21 protein-coding genes are annotated in these 19472 nt (G+C 62.2%); 13 read left to right on the forward strand and 8 right to left on the reverse strand.

Features of this window, described 5'->3' with window-relative positions:
- Complete coding sequence (gene doeA / locus Q8K08_RS02180; RefSeq protein ID WP_305249072.1) at window positions 1-1182, reverse strand: ectoine hydrolase DoeA; 1182 nt, start codon at window positions 1180-1182, stop codon at window positions 1-3.
- 114 nt (window positions 1183-1296) lie between these two features.
- On the opposite strand from doeA, the gene Q8K08_RS02185 reads away from it, so the two are divergent.
- A complete protein-coding gene (locus tag Q8K08_RS02185; RefSeq protein ID WP_304797443.1) occupies window positions 1297-1782 on the forward strand; it encodes an Lrp/AsnC family transcriptional regulator in 486 nt (161 codons plus the stop codon).
- A gap of 102 nt (window positions 1783-1884) precedes the next feature.
- Window positions 1885-3258, forward strand: a complete 1374-nt coding sequence (locus tag Q8K08_RS02190) for an aspartate aminotransferase family protein (RefSeq protein ID WP_305249073.1) — start codon at window positions 1885-1887, stop codon at window positions 3256-3258.
- A 3-nt stretch (window positions 3259-3261) separates the two neighbouring features.
- Here Q8K08_RS02190 and Q8K08_RS02195 read toward each other — a convergent pair whose 3' ends face one another.
- Together Q8K08_RS02195 and dksA are read right to left on the reverse strand one after the other, a co-directional pair.
- Complete coding sequence (locus Q8K08_RS02195; protein ID WP_304800054.1) at window positions 3262-4434, reverse strand: FAD-dependent monooxygenase; 1173 nt, start codon at window positions 4432-4434, stop codon at window positions 3262-3264.
- Window positions 4435-4566: 132 nt separating this feature from the next.
- Window positions 4567-4989, reverse strand: coding sequence for an RNA polymerase-binding protein DksA (gene dksA, locus Q8K08_RS02200; RefSeq protein ID WP_304800058.1), 423 nt, complete (start codon window positions 4987-4989; stop codon window positions 4567-4569).
- 171 nt (window positions 4990-5160) lie between these two features.
- Between dksA and Q8K08_RS02205 the strand changes: the two genes are divergently transcribed.
- The 8 genes from Q8K08_RS02205 to Q8K08_RS02240 all read left to right on the forward strand — a co-directional run bounded on the left by Q8K08_RS02205 (window position 5161) and on the right by Q8K08_RS02240 (window position 11353).
- Complete coding sequence (locus tag Q8K08_RS02205) at window positions 5161-6000, forward strand: MoxR family ATPase (protein WP_305249074.1); 840 nt, start codon at window positions 5161-5163, stop codon at window positions 5998-6000.
- Window positions 6001-6578: 578 nt separating this feature from the next.
- Window positions 6579-7952, forward strand: a complete 1374-nt coding sequence (locus Q8K08_RS02210; protein ID WP_304800050.1) for a DUF2927 domain-containing protein — start codon at window positions 6579-6581, stop codon at window positions 7950-7952.
- Between the two features lie 60 nt (window positions 7953-8012).
- The gene (locus Q8K08_RS02215; RefSeq protein WP_305249075.1) at window positions 8013-8180 is read left to right on the forward strand and encodes an apolipoprotein acyltransferase; all 168 of its coding nucleotides are present in this window, start codon (window positions 8013-8015) and stop codon (window positions 8178-8180) included.
- Window positions 8181-8206: 26 nt separating this feature from the next.
- Window positions 8207-9388 carry a VWA domain-containing protein gene (locus Q8K08_RS02220; RefSeq protein WP_305249076.1) on the forward strand — a complete coding sequence of 394 codons (1182 nt, stop codon included), beginning with the start codon at window positions 8207-8209 and terminating at the stop codon, window positions 9386-9388.
- Entirely contained in the window at window positions 9385-9744 is a 360-nt protein-coding gene (locus Q8K08_RS02225; protein ID WP_305249078.1) for a hypothetical protein, read from the forward strand. The genes Q8K08_RS02220 and Q8K08_RS02225 overlap by 4 nt, the downstream gene beginning before the upstream one ends.
- Window positions 9741-10331: a DedA family protein gene (locus Q8K08_RS02230; protein ID WP_304801913.1), complete on the forward strand. Its 591-nt coding sequence runs from the start codon at window positions 9741-9743 to the stop codon at window positions 10329-10331. The genes Q8K08_RS02225 and Q8K08_RS02230 overlap by 4 nt, the downstream gene beginning before the upstream one ends.
- 39 nt (window positions 10332-10370) lie before the next feature.
- The gene (locus tag Q8K08_RS02235; protein ID WP_304801911.1) at window positions 10371-11057 is read left to right on the forward strand and encodes a M48 family metallopeptidase; all 687 of its coding nucleotides are present in this window, start codon (window positions 10371-10373) and stop codon (window positions 11055-11057) included.
- A gap of 95 nt (window positions 11058-11152) precedes the next feature.
- Window positions 11153-11353, forward strand: coding sequence for a hypothetical protein (locus Q8K08_RS02240; RefSeq protein WP_304801909.1), 201 nt, complete (start codon window positions 11153-11155; stop codon window positions 11351-11353).
- A 4-nt stretch (window positions 11354-11357) separates the two neighbouring features.
- On the opposite strand, the gene Q8K08_RS02245 is transcribed toward Q8K08_RS02240, so the two are convergent.
- From Q8K08_RS02245 to Q8K08_RS02255, 3 genes are read right to left on the reverse strand one after another with little or no spacing between them, the layout of a single operon-like run.
- Complete coding sequence (locus tag Q8K08_RS02245) at window positions 11358-11909, reverse strand: RSP_2648 family PIN domain-containing protein (protein WP_305249079.1); 552 nt, start codon at window positions 11907-11909, stop codon at window positions 11358-11360.
- 12 nt (window positions 11910-11921) lie between these two features.
- Window positions 11922-13166: an RSP_2647 family RNA methyltransferase gene (locus tag Q8K08_RS02250; protein WP_304801904.1), complete on the reverse strand. Its 1245-nt coding sequence runs from the start codon at window positions 13164-13166 to the stop codon at window positions 11922-11924.
- 44 nt (window positions 13167-13210) lie between these two features.
- On the reverse strand, window positions 13211-13891 hold the full coding sequence (locus Q8K08_RS02255) for a DUF6778 family protein (protein WP_305249080.1): 681 nt from the start codon (window positions 13889-13891) through the stop codon (window positions 13211-13213).
- A 227-nt stretch (window positions 13892-14118) separates the two neighbouring features.
- Between Q8K08_RS02255 and Q8K08_RS02260 the strand changes: the two genes are divergently transcribed.
- From Q8K08_RS02260 to Q8K08_RS02270, 3 genes are all read left to right on the forward strand, one after another.
- A complete protein-coding gene (locus Q8K08_RS02260; protein ID WP_305249081.1) occupies window positions 14119-14607 on the forward strand; it encodes a GNAT family N-acetyltransferase in 489 nt (162 codons plus the stop codon).
- A 149-nt stretch (window positions 14608-14756) separates the two neighbouring features.
- A complete protein-coding gene (gene edd / locus Q8K08_RS02265) occupies window positions 14757-16562 on the forward strand; it encodes a phosphogluconate dehydratase (RefSeq protein WP_304801898.1) in 1806 nt (601 codons plus the stop codon).
- A 93-nt stretch (window positions 16563-16655) separates the two neighbouring features.
- Entirely contained in the window at window positions 16656-17297 is a 642-nt protein-coding gene (locus Q8K08_RS02270) for a bifunctional 4-hydroxy-2-oxoglutarate aldolase/2-dehydro-3-deoxy-phosphogluconate aldolase (protein ID WP_304801894.1), read from the forward strand.
- Window positions 17298-17498: 201 nt separating this feature from the next.
- Here the strand turns inward: Q8K08_RS02270 and Q8K08_RS02275 are convergent, their stop codons facing one another.
- Complete coding sequence (locus tag Q8K08_RS02275) at window positions 17499-17984, reverse strand: DUF2383 domain-containing protein (protein WP_304801892.1); 486 nt, start codon at window positions 17982-17984, stop codon at window positions 17499-17501.
- Window positions 17985-18169: 185 nt separating this feature from the next.
- Window positions 18170-19423, reverse strand: coding sequence for a sugar phosphate nucleotidyltransferase (locus Q8K08_RS02280; RefSeq protein ID WP_304801890.1), 1254 nt, complete (start codon window positions 19421-19423; stop codon window positions 18170-18172).
- Between the last annotated feature and the right edge of the window lie 49 nt (window positions 19424-19472).

The raw sequence follows: 19472 nt of genomic DNA on the forward strand, positions 1-19472 counted from the left end.
CTAGCCTTTCACAAACAACTGGCGCGGCACATCGGCCAGACACTCAACACCGTCTTCGGTGATCAGGATGCTTTCGGTGATCTCCAGCCCCATATCCTCCAGCCACAGCCCGGTCATGAAATGAAATGTCATCCCCGGTTGCAAAACCGTACGATCGCCCCGGCGCAGCGACATGGTGCGCTCTCCCCAGTCTGGCGGATAGCTGACCCCAATGCCATAGCCCGTGCGGCTGTCCTTCTGGAACCCGAACCGCGCCAGCGTGTCAAAAAATGCCACCGCAATATCCTCGCAGGTATTGCCCGGTTTGGACGCCGAAAGGCCTGCCGCCATCCCCTCAAGCACCGCTTCCTCAGCGCGCAGAAAGGCATCCGTGGGCCGCCCCAGAAACAGCGTGCGCGACAGCGGCACATGATACCGGTTCACACAGCCTGCGATTTCAAAAAACGTGCCCTCGCCCGATTTCAACGGGCTGTCATCCCATGTCAGATGTGGGGCGGCGGCATCAGAGCCAGAGGGCAACATCGGCACAATCGCCGGATAATCGCCGCCGATCCCCGGCACACCGCGCAAACTGGCGTCATAGATTTCTGCCACCAGATCGCATTTACGCATCCCCGGTTCGGCCACCTGCTGAATGCGGCGGTGCATCTCGGAAACCACTTTAGCTGCATCACGCATATAGCTGATTTCTTGCGATGATTTCATCGCGCGCTGCCAGTTCACCAGCGCGGTTGCATCCACCAGCTCCACCCCTGGCAAACCCGCAATCAGCGCGCGGTAAGCGGCCGCGGTGAACCAGTAATTATCCATCTCGACCCCGATGCGGCCACGCGCCAGCCCCCGGTCTGCCAAACGCGCCGACAGATCATCCATCGGATGCCGCTCGGTCGATTGCACGTAATGATCGGCGTAGGACAGCATGTCATCCGGCGACAGCCATGCGGTGCGCGTTGCGCCCTCGCGGTCCATCCCCCGGCCCCACCAGAGCACTGGTCCCTCCAGCGGCACCACCACGCCCTGATGCACATAGAACGACCAGCCGTCATAGCCGGTCAGCCAGTTCATGTTGCTGGGGTCAGACACGATCAGGCAATCCAGATCGCGCGCCGCCATCTCGGCGCGGGTCCGGGCCAGCCTTGTATCAAATTCATCGCGGGTAAACTTCAGCTTTGGCGTAATCATCGGCCCCTCACACATGCGTATGCGCACAAGGTTTGGCCCGTTGTCGCGCGTCGTCAAGCACCTGCTTGCACGCCGCTGCGCGATGGTGTTCGCTGTCGCCAAAGGGGCGCAACCATGCGGCTGGATGCCATTGATCTGAAAATCCTTGACGCGGTGCAGCGTGACGGCCGCATAACCAAGCTTCGGCTGGCCGAGGTGGCCGGCCTGTCGCCAACCCCGGTCTGGCTACGGCTGCGCCGGCTGGAACAATCGGGCCTGATCGCGGGCTATCACGCGCGCCTTGCCCCGCGCAAAGTCACCCCCTTTGCCGCCGTCATCATGGAGGTGACACTTGCCAACCACCGCCAAAGCGATTTTGACCGGTTTGAACGGGCGCTTACCGCCGCGCCGCAGGTGGTGGCGCTGTGGTCCGTGGGTGGCAAGGTAGATTACTTCGCCAAGATCCTGACACCGGATATCGAGGCATATCAAAGTCTTGTCGATCACTGGCTTGCCGCTGACATCGGGATTAACCGCTATTTCACCTATGTCGTCACCCGCACGGTCCGCGATGATGCTGATTTCCCGATTTCTCTGCTGGTGCAGAGAGACTCTCTGTAAACCCACATCAAAACAGACCAAACCACGCGAAACGGCGCGATGTTTGGTCCCCTTTCCTGCGATGTCCGGGCCATCCTGCGCCCAACCCACAGGAGCTTCCCCATGTTCGACCGCGAAAACGACCTGCCCGCATGGGACCGTGATCATTTCTTTCACCCCTCTACCCCCGCTGGCCAACATGCCCGCGGCGAGACCCCGGCGCGGCGGATCGTGGGCGGCGAAGGGGTGCATATCGTTGATTCCACAGGCAAACGCAGTCTTGATGCCTTTGGCGGTCTGTATTGCGTGAACGTAGGCTATGGCCGCACCGAGATTGCCGAAGCAATGGCCGATCAGGCCCGCGATCTGGCCTATTACCACGCCTATGCTGGCCACGGGACCGAGGCCAGCATCACTCTTGCCCGCATGATCATCGAGCGCGCACCCAAGACCATGAGCCGGGTCTACTTCGGGCTGTCAGGGTCTGATGCGAATGAGACGAACATCAAACTTGTCTGGTATTACAACAACATCCTTGGCCGGCCCGAAAAGAAAAAGATCATCAGCCGCTGGCGTGGCTACCACGGATCGGGGATCATGACGGGCAGTCTGACCGGGCTGCACCTGTTCCACACAAACTTTGATCTGCCGCGCGCGCCGATCTTGCACACCGACGCGCCCTATTACTTTCACCGCGACGATCTGTCCCTGACCGAAGACCAGTTCTCGGCCCGCTGTGCGCAGCGGCTGGAGGAGATGATTCTGGCGGAAGGCCCCGATACCATCGCCGCCTTCTGGGCCGAGCCGGTTCTGGGCACAGGGGGCATCGTGCCCCCGCCCGCAGGCTATTGGCCTGCCATTCAGGCAGTCCTGACGAAATACGATATCCTGTTGGTCGCGGATGAGGTTGTCACCGGCTTTGGCCGTCTGGGCAGCATGTTCGGGTCAGATCACTATGGCATGACGCCAGACCTGATCACCATCGCCAAGGGCCTGACCTCGGCCTATGCGCCGCTGTCAGGGTCTATCGTGTCAGACAAGATATGGCAGGTGATTGTCGAAGGGGCGGACAGGCTTGGTCCGATGGGCCATGGCTGGACCTATTCCGCCCACCCGGTCTGTGCCGCCGCCGGGGTGGCCAACCTCAAGCTGATCGACGATCTGGGGCTGGTCGAAAACGCTGGCACCGTGGGCGCCTACCTGCGCGAGGGATTGCAGGACGCGCTGTCCTCGCACCCCCATGTCGGCGACATCCGGGGCGAAGGTATGCTGGCCGCAGTCGAGTTGGTCGCAGACCGCGACAGCCGCCGCTTTTACGACCCCGCCGACAAGATCGGCCCCCGCATCGCGTCCGCCATGCTTGATCGCGGCGTGATCGCACGCGCCATGCCACAGGGCGACATTCTGGGCTTTGCCCCACCCCTGTGCCTGACACGGGCCGAGGCAGATATCATCACCGGCGTCACAGCCGCAGCGGTGAAGGCAGTGTTGGGCTGATCTTCAGCCGGCCGTGACATCGTGTTTGTAAAGCCAGTCAAACCGCTTGATCGCAGCACCGGGGGCCACCACCGACCCCATGCGCAGCCCCAGATGCGCAACCCCGCGTGCCACGCCTGACAGGTGATAAAGCCGCGCATTGGTGTTGGCCGCAGCCACAATCCGGCTGCACCGGGGCAACCGTGTCGCCTGATAGGCAGCCAGCCCCGCCGCCACACTGTCATGGCTGGCCAGACAGTCCGCCAGCACCCAGGCATCCTCCAGCGCCATGCAGGCGCCTTGCGCCAGAAACGGCAGCGTGGGGTGTGCGGCGTCGCCAAGAATCACCGCAGCACCCTGATCCTGCACCCGGAACCAGTCGCGCGCCACAGGATGGCGGAACAGACCCCAAAGCCAGACATCCTCTACCTGATCGAGCCAAGCACGCACGCGGGGCGAAAACCCGGCAAAGGCCAGCTTCATATCCATCGTGTCGTCGCGCAGGGTCCAGCCCTCTTCAACCCAAGACCGCCGCTCCTCGACCGCTACAATGTTGCGCATGGTTCCACCGCGCAGCGGATAGCTGACCAGATGTTGCCCCGCCGCCATGTGCACCTCGGCCACATTCGGCACACCGGGGGATTCGGGGATCATCGCGCGCCATGCCACCTGATGGGTGAAGAACGGCGCGACCTTGCCGGTCAGCGCCAGCCGCACTTTGGAATGCAAGCCATCTGCCCCGATCAGCAAGCCTGTCTCGCCGGTGCCGCCCTGCACATTGCGCCACGCGGGCCGTGCACCCGACAGATCGACCGAGTCGATCTTTTGCAACAGCCGCAAGTCCACTCCAGCCTCACGCGCGCCGTCCAGCAACAACGCAATCAGATCGGCCCGGTGCGCAAAGTGATAGCCCGCGCCGGCCACATCCAGCCGCGTGACCACATCTCCCGACAACCCGTCGCGCAATTCCACCGCTTGGGCGCGGGTCGCCACCGCAACCAATGCCTCCTCCAACCCAAGCGCGCGCAACACTGCCGCGCCATTCGGGCTGATCTGCAGGCCCGCGCCCACCTCGCGCACTGCGTCCGCCTGTTCCAGCACCGTTACCTGCGCCCCGCGCAAGGCCAAAGCCCGCGCCACCGCCAGCCCGGCCACCCCTGCGCCCAACACCGTCACATTTTGCCCGATCAGGCTCATCCGCTGCCCCGTCCTTCAAATTCAAAAAAGCTGGCACATTCAAAAAGCCTACACATGCAAAACGCCGGACCTAAGGCCCGGCGTCATGTGTTTACCCCGCCCGCGCATGGGCCGGAAAATACCCCGACGGGCTTAGTCTTCGCGATGCACCTTTTCCCGGCGCTCGTGCTTTTCCTGCGCTTCCAGCGTCATTGTGGCAATCGGTCGCGCATCCAGCCGCTTCAGGCTGATCGGCTCGCCGGTCATTTCGCAGTATCCGAATTCGCCACTGTCGATCCGGCGCAGCGCGGCCTCGATCTTGGAAATCAGCTTGCGCTGACGATCGCGTGTGCGAAGTTCCAGAGCGCGGTCGGTTTCCTCAGATGCCCTGTCCGCCAGATCAGGCACATTGCGCCCGCTTTCAGTCAGGTTTCCAAGAGTTTCTGCGCTTTGATCCATCAACTCTTGCTTCCAGTTGACCAGCTTGCGGCGGAAATATTCCAGCTGCCGGTCGTTCATGAAAGGCTCACTCTCGGCGGGACGGTAATCATCCGGGAGGAAGGCTTCTGGCTTCATTGCAGCACTCTCCAGTTTGTCGGATCGCACCGACAGGTGGGCTTCTGTCATGGCGCACTCCTGTTGGCGCAGCACCTAGCCCGTTTTGCAGACAATGTCACTAGCTGTTGCGACATTTTGTGGTCGTGGATAGCGTGCGCCCAACCGATGCAAACAAGGGCCGCACCCACAATGACCTTTACTTCAACCGACAGTTACGTGGCCACCAAAGACCTGACAGTTGCTGTAAATGCCGCCGTCACTCTGCAACGCCCGCTGCTGGTCAAGGGCGAACCGGGCACCGGAAAGACCGAACTGGCACGGCAAGTGGCGGCATCCTTAGGGATGGAACTGATAGAATGGCATGTAAAATCAACGACAAAGGCGCAGCAGGGCCTGTATGAGTATGATGCCGTCAGCCGATTGCGTGACAGCCAGTTGGGGGATCCGCGCGTGCATGAGGTGTCGAACTACATTCGGCGCGGAAAGTTGTGGCAAGCCTTCACCTCACCCGCTCGGGTTGTGCTTCTGATCGACGAGGTGGACAAGGCAGATATCGAATTTCCGAACGATCTGTTGCAAGAACTCGACCGAATGGAGTTTCACGTTTATGAGACGGGCGAAACAGTACGTGCCATGCACCGCCCCGTGGTCATCATCACCTCGAACAACGAGAAAGAATTGCCCGACGCTTTTCTGCGCCGCTGCTTTTTCCACTACATCCGATTCCCCGACCCCGACACGCTGCGCGCCATCGTAGATTTGCATTTTCCCGGCATCAAGGAATCGCTGCTGACCACCGCACTGACCCAATTTTATGAAATCCGCGAGATGCCGGGGCTGAAGAAAAAGCCGTCCACCTCTGAAGTGCTGGATTGGCTGAAATTGCTACTGGCCGAAGACCTTGGCCCCGAAGACCTGCGCCGCGATGCCAAATCCGCCCTGCCACGCCTGCATGGGGCGCTGCTGAAGACTGAACAGGATGTGCAGCTTTTCGAACGGCTCGCCTTTATGGCGCGCGGGAATCGGTAACCGATTGTTGACGCCAAAGGCACGAATCGGGCGTGTTTGCCGTGGTTTAGCCATAGCTCTGCCACAAAGTGATCACGATATCTAATTTTAGTGAAATATTATGAAACATTTCGCGATCTCCATGAGATAGATAAGGTGTCTGGCGTCGCTTTCCCCGCCATGGGTAGACTCGTCCTTGGGCCGTGCTTTTCACATCATTGACACAGTGCCGCCCCTTTGCCGACATTCGGAGCCTGTTCTTTCGGAATTGTCCGATATGACCCAAAGGCGCTTTCCATGACCTCTGCCAATCGCTTCCAGACTCAGGCCGTTGTCGCTTTGCGCGACACGTCAGGGTCGGGCTGCGCGCTTTGGGTTTCTATCGGCAAGGGCGCATCTGCGGCGGGGGCCGCAGAGTTTGCCCGACCAATCTCTCTGCTGGCTGTGCGCGCAAGTGCCGTGCCGGACGGAGGGCGGGAATCGGGGGATTCCCGTATCAATCCGCAGGCTACGGCTGTCCGGTTCTGCCCGGACAGCCGGGCCGCAATGAAACCGGGGGCGTTTGCCGCGCCGCCTCATGCAAAAGAGCTGCCACTCTCATGCGCCTTTTCTCGATCTTTGCCGCCCTGGCCTTCACCACCACACTCGCCGCTTGCGTTCCTGCAAACACGGCCGATGTAACCAAAGGCGCATTTGATGCCCCCCTTGCCAATCCGGGCGTTGTTGCAATGCATGCCTTCCCGTCGGGGCCGGCGATCGGGGTCATGCGCAGCAATGTGGAACTGGCAAACGATTTCCTAGACCTTCAGTTTCGTATGGAAAGCGGGCGGGCGTTGCCTGTGCTGACCCGGTTTGAGGGGCCGATCACCGTCGCGATGACGGGGGATGTGCCGCCAAGCGCGCGCAGTGAACTTGCGCGGCTGATCTCGCGTTTCCGTGCCGAGGCGGGCTTGAATATTTCGCAAACCTCTGGACCTGCGTCCATCACCATTGATTTCCAGCCGAAATCCGCTCTGCGCCGCGCCGTGCCGACAGCGGCGTGCTTTGTGGTGCCCAATGTAACCGGACTTGCCGATTACGTCAAAAAGCGCAACACCGCCGCCGTGGATTGGGCAAGGATGAACCGTCGCGACAAGGTCGCGATCATGGCGCCGTCTGATGCCAGCCCGCAAGAGGTGCGCGATTGCCTGCACGAGGAACTGGCCCAAGCCATGGGGCCTCTGAACGATCTGTTCCGCCTGCCCGATTCCGTGTTCAACGATGACAACTTTCACTCGGTTCTGACCGGGTTTGATATGCTGATGCTGCGCGCCCACTACGCCCCGGAACTGCGGTCGGGTATGAACGAAGCCGAGGTGGCCGCCCGCCTGCCCGCTCTCTTGGCGCGGCTGAACCCGCGCGGTCAGGGCATTGGCGGCACGCCCAAGCAGATCAGCCCCCGGTCGTGGATTTCGGCCACCGAAGCGGCCTTTGGTGCGCGCGGCGGCAACCGGATTGATGCGGCAGAACGCATGATCTCTATTGCCAAGGCCCAAGGCTGGACCGACACCCGTATGGCGTTCAGCCTGTTTGCCCGTGGCCGTGCGCTGACAGCGCGCGATGTGCCTGCCGCGATCGAGGCCTATAGCCAGGCCGCCCGCATTTGGCGCAACATTCCCGGCGCGCAGATCCACGCCGCACATGTCGATATGCAATTGGGTGCGTTCGCGCTGACCTCGGGCCAGTTCGAGAGTGTGTTGCTGCTGACCGACAGGTCCATTCCGGTTGCCCGCAGCCATCAGAACGCCTCTTTGCTGGCCTCGCTGCTTGCCATGCGGGCTGAGGCGCTGGAGGCGACAGGTCGTGGTGCCGAGGCGCGGTCGGTCCGTCTCGACAGTCAGGGCTGGGCGCGCTATGCCTTCGGCTCAGATGCACAGGTGCGGGCGCGGTTGTCGGATATTGCGACGCTGGCCCGGCGCGGTGGGCGGGGGTAAGGCAAAACTGCCCCCCTTTTCCACGCGCAAACGCGCCGCGTGACAGGCAAGGGGAAGCACATGATTGTTCTGCTGGGTTTGGCGCTTGGGGCCATATTCGGAGCCTATACCGCCTATAAGCGGGGCGGCAACAAGCGCGACATGGCGCAGTATGCGGCAGGCTTTGCCATCGCCTTCATGCTTGTCGGTCTGTTCGTGACCATCTTTCTCGAACGTGCGCTGACCTGATGGCCGGCGCGCGGACGGCCTGACCAATGTTTTTGCCGTTTTTCGAAGCCCTTCGAAAGACGGGCGTGCCGGTATCCTTGCGCGAATACCTGACGTTTTTGGAAGCGATGGCTGCCGGTCTTGCAACCTATGATGTCGACGCGTTTTACTACCTCGCCCGTTCTGCGATGGTCAAAGACGAGCGCCACATCGACCGCTTTGACCGCGCTTTTTCACAGGCGTTCAAGGGGCTGGAGGCGATCACACCCGAACAGGTGCTGGACGCAATCGACCTGCCCGCCGACTGGCTGGCGCGTCTGGCCGAAAAGCACCTGACACCAGAAGAACGCGCCGAAATTCAGGCGCTTGGCGGCTTTGATGCCCTGATGGAGACGCTGAAAAAGCGCCTTGCCGAGCAACAGGGCCGCCATCAGGGTGGCAACAAATGGATCGGCACCGCAGGCACCAGCCCGTTCGGCGCTTACGGATACAATCCCGAAGGCGTGCGGATCGGGCAGGATAGATCGCGCCACCAGCGCGCGGTCAAGGTCTGGGACAAGCGCGAGTTTCGCAACCTTGATGACCAGATCGATCTTGGCACCCGCAACATAAAGATCGTCCTGCGTGCCCTGCGCAAATGGGCGCGTGATGGCGCGGCGCAGGAGTTCGACCTAGACGGCACCATCCAATCCACCGCCCGCAATGGCTGGCTGGATGTGCAAACCCGGCCCGAACGCCGCAATGCCGTCAAGGTGCTGATCTTCTTTGATATCGGGGGCAGCATGGACCCCTATATCCGCGTGATGGAGGAGCTGTTTTCTGCCGCCCGGTCAGAGTTCAAACACCTTGTGCCGTTCTACTTCCACAACTGCCTGTATGAAGGTGTCTGGCGCGACAACGCCCGGCGCTGGGATGCGCAGACCCCGACATGGGAGGTGCTGCGCAGCTATGGCCCCGATTACCGCTGCATCTTTGTCGGTGACGCCGCGATGTCACCCTATGAAATCCTGCACCCCGGCGGGGCCAATGAGCATTGGAACCCCGAGGCAGGCCATGTCTGGCTGGAACGCGCCTGCGCCCAATGGCCGCATCACCTTTGGATCAACCCGGTGCCGGAACCACATTGGCAATACACCCACTCCACCCGCCTGATCGCGGATATCTTCCAAAACCGCATGGTGCCGATGACGTTGGAAGGTCTCACGCGCGGCATAAAGGAGATCAGATGACCCTGTTGCGCCGTCACCCCGTTCTGGCCACCCTCTTTGCGCTTGCCCTCGCGCTCACCCTGTTCTTCGCTGGCCGGTTTGTCGCACAAGTGGTCTATTGGTCCGACCCCGCCCGTCAGGAACAAGAAGTCGAGGGCTGGATGACTCTGCGCTATGTCGCCAAAAGCTGGCGCCTGTCTGCACCCGATCTGTATGAAGCCGCGGGCATGACCCCGCTTGAACGCGGCGGTCGTCGCACGCTGGAACAACTGGCAGAAGAGCGCAACGTGTCACTGGCGCAGGTGATTGCCGAGGTCAAAGCCGGGATCGACCAGTTGACCCGTGAAAGCCCCGTTGACGGAGTGCCGGGACAGTGACCGATTGGATGCTTTCTGCCGTGCCCACTTATGGGCCTTGGCTGGTGGCGATTGTCACCTTCATGTCCTGCCTTGCCATGCCCGTGCCCGCGTCCATGCTGATGCTCGCGGCAGGCGGCTTTGCCGCGTCGGGCGATCTGTCGGTCTGGCAGGTGGCACTGGCCGCCCTGCTGGGCGCGCTTTGCGGCGATCAGATCGGATATTGGATCGCGCGCAAAGGCGGCGCGCATCTGCTTGACCGGTTTGCCACCGGTAAACGCGCCCAATTGCTTGCCCGTGCCCGCGCTTTTGTCGCGGCAAAGGGCGCAATCGCGGTGTTTCTCAGTCGCTGGCTGGTCAGCCCGCTGGGCCCCTACGCCAATGCCATCGCCGGAGCCACGCGCATGCGCTGGCTGCCCTTTGCCACTGCGGCCTTTGCCGGAGAACTGGTCTGGGTCGGTGTTTATGTCGGAGCGGGCTATGCCTTTGGCGACAATCTGGAGGCCGCAACCGAATTTGCAGGCTCGATCCTTGGCTTTCTGGCGGCAGGGGCTGTGGCGGCAGGCCTGGGCTGGTGGCTTTGGACGCTGGCAAAACGTGAACGCTGACCCTTTCCCTTTGCGCCCCGTCGCCCCATATTCCAACGCATGATCAAATTCCTTCCCGTCATTCTTGCCATCGGCTACGCCCTCTTGATGTGGCGTTTTTCGGTGTGGCGCACGTCGAAGATGCTGGACGAGCAATCCCAGCCCCTGACCGACCCCGCCATCACCCGGCTGGCCGAAAGGATGGCGCTCGCGCTGGACATCCCCCAGATCAAGGTCAACGTGTTCGAGATTGACGCCGTGAACGGTCTTGCCGCCCCCGATGGCCGCATTTTCCTGACGCGCGGCTTTCTGAACCGCAAGGCACGGGGCGAGGTCAGCGCCGAGGAACTGGCAAGCGTGATCGCGCACGAGTTGGGCCATGTCGCCCTTGGCCATACCCGCCGCCGCATGATCGATTTCACCGGGCAAAATGCGGTGTTTGTCATGCTGTCGGCGCTGCTGAACCGCTTTATCCCGATCCTTGGCGTATGGATCGCCAACCTGATCTCTACCGCGCTGATGGCCCGGATGTCGCGCCGCGATGAGTTCGAGGCCGACGCCTATGCCAGCGCGCTGCTGGTCAAGGCAGGCATCGGCACCGCGCCGCAAAAATCGCTGTTCCGTAAATTGCAGGCGCTGACGAATAACGCAGGCGCAGGCGTGCCCGCTTGGCTGCTCAGCCACCCCAAGACCGATGACCGGATCAAAGCAATCGAGGCCGCCGAAATCCGCTGGCAAGCCCGTTGACCTGCAACGGGCAGTTGCGCTGCACTCGTTTTGGAACCCAACGCAATTGAACTGCGTTTGTTAAATGTCATAGTTTAAAATCAGCAGGAGGCCCCATGTCCGCCCCACAAACCAACATTGAAAAACAACACCGCCGCCACCGTGGCCCTATTGTCGGCATGATCGTTGTCGTGCTTGGCGTTGGACTGGGGTATCTGTGGTGGGTCAGTTATGAAGTGGCGCAAAGCAATCCTCCACAAGGGTCTGAAACCCAGATTGACGGCCGCACCGGCGAAGAAGTCGCTCCGACCTATTGAGGCGTCACGCCTCGGCGGCGTCAAGCGCCTTGGCCAGACGGTTCAGCTTTGCCCGCCTGAGCAATGACTTGCGGGTAAACGCTTCACCCGACAGGCAGCAGGCTGTGGTGTGAACCGCAGTCACAACCCGCGCCACGGTGTGAGGGTCACGCAGGTGCAGATCTCGCAAAAACCCGTCCGGATCGCAGCGTTTGACGCCCTCTTCGGCCAGAAGGTGACGCGGAAAGTCCACTGCATTGAATGTCACGATGCAATCGGCTGAACTGCCAATCGCCACCGCCAACACATGCACATCATTGGGGTCTGGCAACATCAGCCGGGCCTCTATGTGGGCATGTTCGCGCACCATGGCCTTGGGAAAATTCGCCCGCAGCATCGCGGCCTCACCGTCGGCGAACACTTGCTGCGCCGGGCCAAGCTTGGCCGTCGCGCGCACCCATTCGCGCAGGATGCGTTCTGAAAACAACGGCTCGTACAACCCCGCCGCTGCACAGCCCATCAGGATTTCGCGCAGCACCGTGGGGTAGAGCACACAAGCATCCAGAACCGCCCGCATCGGCTATGTCTCTCAGCCATCCAGCCGGAAGGTCAGCGCCTTGAGATAGCCCGACTCCGCCAACTGAGGCAGCATCGGGTGATCCGGCCCGGCAAACCCGGTGTGGATCAACTGCGCACGCCGCCCGCCACGCCCGATCCCGCGCCCCGAAGCGTTGCGGAAAGACGCCAGATCAGCGGCGTGTGAGCACGAACACAGCACCAGATAGCCCCCCGGTGCCACCAATGGCGCCGCCAGCCGCGCCACCCGCTCATAGGCGCGCAACCCTGCCTCCAGCGCCGGTTTTGCCGGCGCAAATGATGGCGGATCACAGATCAGCAGATCAAACTGCGCGCCCTCGGTTCCCAACGCCTCCAGCACATCAAAAGCATCGCCCTGCCGCGTGGCAAAGCGCGCCTCTACGCCCATCGCCGCCGCCCCTTGCGCGGCAAGGGCCAGCGCAGGCGCGGATCCGTCAACCGCCAAAGCGCTTTCAGCCCCGGCGGCCAGACAGGCCAGCCCGAACCCACCGACATGGCTGAACAAATCCAGCACACGTGCGCCTTTTGCCAGACGCGCGGTAAAGGCATGGTTGGGCCGCTGATCATAGAACAACCCGGTCTTCTGCCCGCCCAAAAGGTCCGCCATATACAACGCGCCGTTCATCGGCACCGTCACCGGACCGTCCACCGCGCCCCGCACCACGGCCACCTCCTCGGTCAGACCCTCCAGCACGCGCGACCGGCCAGAGCCATTCTTGACCACCGACACAACCCCGGTCACGGCAACAAGGGCTGCAATCAGCATCTCCAGATGCGCCTCGGCCCAAGCCGCATTCGGCTGTACCACCGCAACATCACCAAAACGGTCAATCACCACGCCGGGCAAGCCATCTGCCTCGGCATGGACCAGCCGGTAGAACGGCGCGTCAAACAGGCGCGCCCGCATATCCTGCGCACGGGCAATCCGCGCTTCAAACCATGCGTGATCAATCACCGCCTCTGGGTCACGATCCAGCATCCGGCAAATGATCTTCGATTTCGTGTTGACTGTGACCAGCCCCAGCGCGCGCCGCTCACCATCCTCCAGCACAGCCAAAGTGCCGGGCTCCAGCCCTTGGGTACGCCGGTCGGTCACCAGCTCATCACTATACACCCAAGGGAAGCCATGGCGGATCGCCCGCGCCTCGGCCTTGGGTTTCAGCCGCACCACAGGCAGGCCACGGATGGCAGTTTCAGAAGCGAGGGCGGGGGCGTCATGCGCAAAGGGAGGGGTCATCATCCCCTCCCCTTACCCGAACTTCTTCCTTTGGGAAATGCCCCTCAGCGCAGCGTTACGTCGCTTGGCTGTGACAGGGCTTGCGAAATCAGCAACGGGTCTCTCACCCGGGCTGACAACTCGGCCCGGATCGCACTGGCCAAGCGCTCTACAACCACAACCCGCTGCGTGCGGCCCATCTGCTCCTCGGCCACCGCCTGTGCGCCGCCTGCAGCCTTGGCATCTGCCGCAACCAGACGTGGCCCGTCAATAACCGCACCCGTCGCTGCATCCCGCACGGTCAGGATAAAGCGCATCGAATGCGTGCCTCCGACCGTGTAGCGGGTTTTTTCCGTTACAGAATGAAACCGCGCCACTTCAACATCCACAACAACCTTGCGGCCTGTGTTCATCGTGTGGGTGCCCCGGTCCATCGCCTCTTTGAAAATCGACATCACCTGCGCATGACGGTTGCCCATAGGTTCTCCGCGCCAGACGATATCTGCGACCGGATAAAACATGTTGGCTTCCGACACCTTCAGCTTGCTCGGCACCGAGATGCGGATATCCTCCACATCATATTGTGCCGCGAGCACCTGACGCACATCGCCCGACACCACATCAACCCGGCCCTGACTTGCCAGAGTCATCTGCGCCCGGTCCGATCGCATGACATCCGGCCCGCCGCCCGCACAGGCAGACAGGCCCATCACCACGGCCAACATCGGTAAAAGAAGCGTCTTCATCACCAAAACCTCCGGGGGAGTTCTTCCCCTTGCGATGACAGAAATACCGGCCAAAAGTGGCAACATTGCGCGCGAAAGCGTGCGAAATGAGGGTTTTGCAGTGGCATACTGGCATAACGTGGAAGGTGCAGGCGCAAAGGCAGCCGCGGCCTTTTGCGATGGCAGGAACCCGCAAACGAAGGCCAAGAGCCGATGCCTGCAAACGAAGGCTATGCTAAACTGCTCAGATGACACAGACCGATGACTACCGTTTTCACAAGGCGACGGTCGAAGACCTCGACATGCTCGCCCAGTGGCAATCGCATCCTCATGTCAGCGCATGGTGGGGTTCTGATCACCCTTTCGACGAAGGCAAATTAAAAGATCCCCTCGTCGCAAGATGGATTGTCACCGCGAACGAACGCCCCTTTGCATTCATGCAAGACTATTCAGTGCATGGCTGGAACGATCACCATTTTTTTCGACTTCCCAAAGGCTCCAGAGGAATCGACCAGTTCATCGGAGATCCGGCTATGATCGGAATTGGCCATGGCTCAGCGTTTATTGCAGCGCGAATTCAGGTTTTGTTTGAGCAAGGCGCACCCGTGATCGTGACCGATCCACATCCTGAAAATGCTCGGGCGATTGCCGTCTACAAAAAACTGGGGTTTGAGGCTTTTGGCGCACCCCAAGCGACAAAATGGGGCCTGATCCTGCCGATGCGGGTCTCTCATTGAGCAGGGCATAGCCAATGCAAGGCTTGCCCCACAATCATACATCCGACAAAACTCAGCGCCCTCAGGTGCCTCGCCCCACCCAACCCTTGTTAGCGCTAACACATTCTGTTATACTTCCGCTACGCACGCCACAAACCCAAAGGCCCGCCATGACCCTGCACCCCGCCATCGCCCGCGTCACCGACCGTATCCGCGAACGCAGCCATGGCCCAAGGGGCGACTACCTGCGCCAGATGGCTGCTGCCGTGGCGGCTGGTCCGGCGCGCAGCCACCTCAGCTGTGGCAATCAGGCCCATGCCTATGCCGCGATGGAGGAAGACAAATCCACACTCGTTGCCGGTCGCGCCCCCAACATCGGCATCGTCACCGCCTATAACGACATGCTCTCGGCGCATCAGCCGTTTGAACGCTACCCCGACCTGATCCGCACCGCCGCGCGCGCCGCCGGGGCCACGGCGCAAGTGGCGGGCGGCGTGCCCGCAATGTGCGATGGTGTGACCCAAGGCCAGCCAGGGATGGAGCTGTCGCTGTTCTCGCGCGATGTGATCGCCCTTGCCGCCGGGGTGGCGCTGTCGCACAACACCTTCGACTCGGCCCTGTACCTCGGCGTCTGTGACAAGATCGTGCCGGGCCTCATCATCGCCGCCGCCGCCTTCGGCCATATCCCGGCCGTCTTTGTCCCCGCAGGCCCAATGACCTCGGGCATCCCCAACGACCAGAAATCCGCCGTCCGCAACGCCTATGCCGAAGGCAAGGCCACCCGCGAAGACCTGATGGCGGCCGAAATGGCCAGCTATCACGGGGTGGGCACCTGCACCTTCTACGGCACGGCGAACACCAACCAGATGCTGATGGAATTCATGGGCCTGCACCTGCCAGGCTCCAGCTTCGTCAATCCCGGCACACCGCTGCGCGAGGCGCTGACATCGGCGGCGGTTGAGCGCGCGGCCCAGATCACCGCCCTTGGCAACGACTTCCGCCCGGCGGGCGAGATCCTGGATGAACGCGCCTATGTGAACGGCCTTGTCGGCCTGATGGCCACCGGCGGCTCCACCAACCTCGTGCTGCACCTGCCCGCCATGGCCCGCGCCTCCGGCGTGATCCTTGATCTGCAAGACTTCGCCGATCTGTCCGATGTGGTGCCGCTGATGGCAAAGGTCTATCCCAACGGTCTGGCCGACGTGAACCACTTCCACGCGGCAGGCGGGTTGCAATTCCTGATCAACCAGCTGCTGGATGCGGGCCTTTTGCACTCCGATGCCAAAACCATCTCCGGCAATGGCCTCAACGCCTACCGTCAGGAGCCCACACTCAAAGACGGCAAACTTGGCTGGCAAGACGGCCCGCGCCAATCGCTCAACGACAAAATCGTGCGCCCCGCCGCAAACCCTTTCGCCACAACCGGCGGCCTGAAACAGCTCACCGGCAATCTCGGACGCGGCGTGATCAAGGTCTCCGCCGTCGCGCCCGAACGACACATAGTCGAAGCCCCCGCCCGCATCTTCCACACCCAAGACGCTGTAAAAGCTGCCTTCAAAGCGGGCGAGTTCACCTCTGACACCATCGTTGTGGTCCGCTTCCAAGGCCCCAGCGCCAATGGCATGCCCGAGCTCCATTCGCTTACCCCCACGCTGATGGTGCTGCAAGACCGCGGCCTCAACGTCGCCCTCGTTACCGATGGCCGCATGTCTGGCGCCTCCGGCAAGGTTCCCGCCGCCATCCACGTATCGCCCGAGGCGGCAAAGGGCGGCCCCCTTGCCCGCCTGCGTAACGGCGACATCATCCGGCTTGATGCCATCAACGGCACGCTCACCGTGCTGGCGGCCGATTTCGACAGCCGCCCCCCCGTCACCGCAGACCTGTCTGCCAACAGCCACGGGATCGGACGCGAACTGTTCACCGTCTTTCGCCAAAACGTCGGCACCTCAGATACCGGCGCGGGTGTGGTCATCTGACCCGCATCAAAGCCTTGCTGCATTTTCTGTTCTCAATTATCCCCGCCGGAGGCTCCCCAACTCTCCGCTGCACTGCCGCCAAAGGACCAAGCCATGACCCCCACCGAACAATCCGCCCGCGCGCTGGAAGTCTGCCTCCTCGCCCCCGTTGTCCCCGTGCTGGTGATCGACGATCTGGCCCATGCCCGCCCGCTGGCCGAGGCGCTGGTCGCAGGCGGCTTGCCCGCGCTTGAAGTTACCCTGCGCACCCCTTGCGCACTCGACGCGATCCGCGCCATGGCAGAAGTTCCGGGCGGCATGGTGGGCGCAGGCACCCTGCTGACGCCTGCCGACGTCAAGGCCGCCAAAGCCGCAGGCGCCACCTTCGGCGTCTCTCCCGGCGCAACCGAACGCCTGCTCGACGCCTGCGCCGAATATGATCTGCCGCTCTTGCCCGGTGCCGTCACTGCCTCCGAAGTCATGGCGCTCTTGGAAATGGGCTACACCGTGCAGAAGTTCTTCCCCGCCGAACAATCTGGTGGGGCGGCGTTCCTGAAATCCATTGGCTCCCCGATCCCGCAGGTCAGCTTTTGCCCCACCGGCGGCATCAGCCTGAAAAACGCGATGGAGTATCTGTCGCTGAAAAACATCCTCTGCGTCGGCGGCTCATGGGTCGCCCCGAAAGACGCAATGGCACGCGGCGACTGGGCAGCCATCACCAAACTGGCCGCCGAGGCAAAGGCTTTGCGCGGCTGATAACAGCCCGTTTCCGGGGCGCAGCACTGCGCGCGCGCCCCGCAGCCTCGCCAGCAGCCGTCTCTTGTGTCACCGATTTCATCTTGGCAAAAATACTCCCGCCGGAGGCTCCCGCATCTCACACAGCAAACCGCCGGGACATTTTCTGCCCCGGCGGTTCCGTGTCGTCACTGTCTGATTGTCGTCAGTCCAAATTTGTCGTCAGTCCAGATGCCGCGTGTCTTGCAGCAGAACGGTCAATTCATCCCGCATTTCGCGCAGCTCTGTCACATCGGCGGGCGGCATGCCAACAGCGGTGATCGCTGCATCAAAGGCCTCCAGCACATGGTTTTCACCGTCGCGGATGCTGTCCATCACATCGGCGTCGATGTCGTCAAACAGCGCCCGCAAACTGACAACCGCTTTGTTCACCGTGCCCATGAAACTGCCATCGGCATCGGGTTCTACGCCATGACGGATCAAAATCGCGGTCAGGGCTGCGTTATGGCGGTCGTGCAGCGCACGAAAACGCTCTGCTACCGGGCGGAACGCAGGCTCTGCCTTATCCACCATGGTCACATAGCCTGCCAAGGCATCAGCGGTCCGGCGTTGCAAGGTCAGCAACGCGTCATCCGCGTCCGGCGCAGCATAAGGCGCCTCGCTTTCCTCGGTGTCCAACATCATTGCGGCGGTGGTCGGCGTCAGCATGGTGCGATCCTCTCACTTTAGGGGCCATCTCTGCCGGTTCCGGTCAGGGCCTGGCCACATCATTTCATAACGGCTGGGGCGATCTGGTCTGTCAGACAGCGCGCCCTTTGTGCCAGGTCAACCCCTGAACCCGGCCGGGGGTTCCACTGCCGCCGTCAAAATCCCACCCCGCCAAGGCCAAAGGATCACCGCATCGTCTGCCCGAACAGCCCGCGCATTATCCCGCCGAAACGCCGGGGCATCAGGGCCGCCCGGCGCGACAGCATCTGCGTGGTGACCAAGGTGGTGCCCGTCGGTGTCACCCGAAACCAGCGGCGGTCTTCGGCAGGGTCTTCGCCCACCACCAGCCCCTCGGGCAGCGTGACCCCGGGTGCGATCAGCGCGCGCGTCAGACGGCAACCGGGCGACAGTCGCGCACCCTCCATCAGTACCGAAGCTTCCACCACGCCCCAGTCAGCGCGTCCGTCACGGCTGCGCAGCGGCGCAAACAGCCGCAAGCCACCCACCGTCGTTGACATGCCAAAGCGTGACAACGACGGCTCTACACTGCCAAGATCCGGCGAAGGAAGCGCGCAGGGCGCATCCCCTGTCTCGAACAGCAAAGCCGCCTCGCGTAGGGTGTCGAGCGTCGAGATTGCGCGCCAGAACACCGCACGCCCGCGCTCGGTTTGCCAAAGAAAGGTGCTGGCGACACCATCCCGGACGGCAATCGGCACGATATCATGGTCAAAATCATGGCGGCTGTCTGGTGCCTGCGCGTCTTTGGCCAGTTGCGCACGCAACCATGCCCAGTCGCAGATGAAAACGCCGATGCTGGCAAGGGCAGGCTTTGTGGTGTCGGGCAAGGCCGCAGGCAAATCTGGCGCCGTGGCCAAACGGGTGATCACACCATCGCGACGGGCCTCGACCACCGCCAAACCCTGCGCCACATGCTGATGATCCGCCGCTGTGACCGCCAGCGTCATGCTGGCCCCGGATGCACGGTGAGCGGCGATCAAGGGGCGATAGTCCATCTCGTAAACATGATCGGCTGACAAGATCAGCACGTCACGCGCGCCGGATGCGTCAATCTGAGCCGCGTTTTGCCACAAAGCATCCGCTGTGCCGTCATAGCCTTCTGATGCGCCCGTCCCGGTTGTGCCATTCGCCAAGATCAGGCCAGCAGCGCCGCCCATCCGGCCCGACCATGCGCGCTGAAGATAGGTCTTCAGCTGGTCGGACAGGTATTGGGTGATCACAAGCGCCCGTGGCAGGCCAGAGCGCGCGATGTTCTCCATGGTGAAATCCACGATCCTGCGCCGCCGCACAAAGGGCAATGCGGCCTTGGGGCTGCGGTCTGTCAGCTCGTGCAACCGCGCACCCCGGCCACCGGCCAGCACGATGGCAAGCGGGGGGGCCGCCTCTGGGTCGCGTATCGGGTCTGGCGCTTGGTCGCTCATCAGCGGTCTCCGGGACATGCGGCAAACGCGGCTGTCGCGCGCTTGTCCG

This window comes from Pseudotabrizicola sp. (assembly GCF_030684215.1).
Taxonomy (GTDB): Bacteria; Pseudomonadota; Alphaproteobacteria; order Rhodobacterales; family Rhodobacteraceae; genus Pseudotabrizicola.

Excerpts from the sequence above, each read along its gene's own strand:
- doeA (WP_305249072.1), bottom strand. The coding sequence starts at position 1,182 with ATGATTACGCCAAAGCTGAAGTTTACCCGCGATGAATTTGATACAAGG.
- Q8K08_RS02185 (WP_304797443.1), top strand. The coding sequence starts at position 1,297 with ATGCGGCTGGATGCCATTGATCTGAAAATCCTTGACGCGGTGCAGCGT.
- Q8K08_RS02190 (WP_305249073.1), top strand. The coding sequence starts at position 1,885 with ATGTTCGACCGCGAAAACGACCTGCCCGCATGGGACCGTGATCATTTC.
- Q8K08_RS02195 (WP_304800054.1), bottom strand. The coding sequence starts at position 4,434 with ATGAGCCTGATCGGGCAAAATGTGACGGTGTTGGGCGCAGGGGTGGCC.
- dksA (WP_304800058.1), bottom strand. The coding sequence starts at position 4,989 with ATGAAGCCAGAAGCCTTCCTCCCGGATGATTACCGTCCCGCCGAGAGT.
- Q8K08_RS02205 (WP_305249074.1), top strand. The coding sequence starts at position 5,161 with ATGACCTTTACTTCAACCGACAGTTACGTGGCCACCAAAGACCTGACA.
- Q8K08_RS02210 (WP_304800050.1), top strand. The coding sequence starts at position 6,579 with ATGCGCCTTTTCTCGATCTTTGCCGCCCTGGCCTTCACCACCACACTC.
- Q8K08_RS02215 (WP_305249075.1), top strand. The coding sequence starts at position 8,013 with ATGATTGTTCTGCTGGGTTTGGCGCTTGGGGCCATATTCGGAGCCTAT.
- Q8K08_RS02220 (WP_305249076.1), top strand. The coding sequence starts at position 8,207 with ATGTTTTTGCCGTTTTTCGAAGCCCTTCGAAAGACGGGCGTGCCGGTA.
- Q8K08_RS02225 (WP_305249078.1), top strand. The coding sequence starts at position 9,385 with ATGACCCTGTTGCGCCGTCACCCCGTTCTGGCCACCCTCTTTGCGCTT.
- Q8K08_RS02235 (WP_304801911.1), top strand. The coding sequence starts at position 10,371 with ATGATCAAATTCCTTCCCGTCATTCTTGCCATCGGCTACGCCCTCTTG.
- Q8K08_RS02240 (WP_304801909.1), top strand. The coding sequence starts at position 11,153 with ATGTCCGCCCCACAAACCAACATTGAAAAACAACACCGCCGCCACCGT.
- Q8K08_RS02245 (WP_305249079.1), bottom strand. The coding sequence starts at position 11,909 with ATGCGGGCGGTTCTGGATGCTTGTGTGCTCTACCCCACGGTGCTGCGC.
- Q8K08_RS02250 (WP_304801904.1), bottom strand. The coding sequence starts at position 13,166 with ATGACCCCTCCCTTTGCGCATGACGCCCCCGCCCTCGCTTCTGAAACT.
- Q8K08_RS02255 (WP_305249080.1), bottom strand. The coding sequence starts at position 13,891 with ATGAAGACGCTTCTTTTACCGATGTTGGCCGTGGTGATGGGCCTGTCT.
- Q8K08_RS02260 (WP_305249081.1), top strand. The coding sequence starts at position 14,119 with ATGACACAGACCGATGACTACCGTTTTCACAAGGCGACGGTCGAAGAC.
- edd (WP_304801898.1), top strand. The coding sequence starts at position 14,757 with ATGACCCTGCACCCCGCCATCGCCCGCGTCACCGACCGTATCCGCGAA.
- Q8K08_RS02270 (WP_304801894.1), top strand. The coding sequence starts at position 16,656 with ATGACCCCCACCGAACAATCCGCCCGCGCGCTGGAAGTCTGCCTCCTC.
- Q8K08_RS02275 (WP_304801892.1), bottom strand. The coding sequence starts at position 17,984 with ATGCTGACGCCGACCACCGCCGCAATGATGTTGGACACCGAGGAAAGC.
- Q8K08_RS02280 (WP_304801890.1), bottom strand. The coding sequence starts at position 19,423 with ATGAGCGACCAAGCGCCAGACCCGATACGCGACCCAGAGGCGGCCCCC.